Genomic DNA, 1,556 nt, shown 5'->3' with positions numbered 1-1,556 from the left:
AGGTCAAGCTACAAAGGGCGCATGGTGAATGCCTTGGCATCAGGAGCCGATGAAGGACGTGATAAGCTGCGATAAGCTTCGGGTAGGCGCACATAGCCAGTGATCCGAAGATTTCCGAATGAGGGAACTCACATGGGAAACCCCATGTATCCTGTAGTGAATAAATAGCTGCAGGAAGGTAAACCTAGGGAACTGAAACATCTAAGTACCTAGAGGAAGAGAAAGAAAAATCGATTTTCTTAGTAGCGGCGAGCGAAAGGGAAAGAGCCCAAACCAGAGATTTATCTCTGGGGTTGCGGACAGAACATTAAATAAACTAATTTGTAACCGAAGACAACTGGAAAGTTGTGCCGTAGAGTGTAATAGCCACGTAGGTGAAACGAAGAGGTTTAGAGTTCTGATCCAGAGTACCACGAGACACGTGAAACCTTGTGGGAAGCAGGGAGGACCACCTCCCAAGGCTAAATACTACCTGATGACCGATAGTGAAGCAGTACCGTGAGGGAAAGGTGAAAAGAACCCCGGGAGGGGAGTGAAATAGAACCTGAAACCGTGTGCCTACAACCGGTCAAAGCCCCTTATGAGGGTGATGACGTGCTTTTTGTAGAACGAGCCAACGAGTTACGGTATGTAGCAAGGTTAAGTACTTAAGGTACGGAGCCTAAGGGAAACCGAGTCTTAATAGGGCGACTAGTTGCATGCCGTAGACCCGAAACCGGGTGACCTATCCATGGCCAGGTTGAAGCGGGGGTAAAACCCCGTGGAGGACCGAACCACGTTGCTGTTGAAAAAGCATGGGATGAGCTGTGGATAGCGGAGAAATTCCAATCGAACTCGGAGATAGCTGGTTCTCCTCGAAATAGCTTTAGGGCTAGCGTCGGATATGAGTAATGGAGGTAGAGCACTGAATGGGCTAGGGGGCATATCGCTTACCGAACCTTATCAAACTCCGAATGCCATATACTATGAGTCCGGCAGTCAGACTACGAATGATAAGATCCGTGGTCAAAAGGGAAAAAGCCCAGATCGTCAGCTAAGGTCCCAAAGTGTAAGTTAAGTGGTAAAGGATGTGGGATTTCTAAGACAACTAGGATGTTGGCTTAGAAGCAGCCACTCATTTAAAGAGTGCGTAATAGCTCACTAGTCGAGAGATCCTGCGCCGAAAATGTCCGGGGCTCAAACTTACCACCGAAGCTACGGGCTCAAGTTTACTTGAGCGGTAGAGGAGCGTCGTAATCGGGCTGAAGTCGTACCGTAAGGAGCGGTGGACTGATTACGAGTGAGAATGTTGGCATTAGTAGCGAGATGTAAGTGAGAATCTTACAGGCCGAAAATCTAAGGTTTCCTGGGGAAGGCTCGTCCGCCCAGGGTTAGTCGGGACCTAAGCCGAGGCCGAAAGGCGTAGGTGATGGACAATTGGTTGATATTCCAATACCACTATTATCGTTATTATCGATGGTGTGACGGAGAAGGATAGGATGTGCTAGCGATTGGAAATGCTAGTCTAAGCATTTAGGGAGTTAAAGTAGGCAAATCCGCTTTAACAATTCTGAGAT

At 48.1% G+C, this 1,556-nt stretch carries 1 rRNA gene (running past one end of the window); it reads left to right on the top strand.

From position 1 onward, the window contains the following. The first annotated feature begins 1 nt into the window (after position 1). A 23S ribosomal RNA gene (locus I2E83_RS17880) occupies positions 2–1,556 on the top strand (it continues 1,350 nt past the right edge of the window).

It is taken from the genome of Clostridium sp. D46t1_190503_E9 (genome assembly GCF_015555225.1).
Lineage (GTDB): Bacteria > Bacillota > Clostridia > Clostridiales > Clostridiaceae > Clostridium.
The sequence above is the reverse complement of the archived record's forward strand: the minus strand, read 5'-3'. Positions and strand labels throughout refer to the sequence as shown.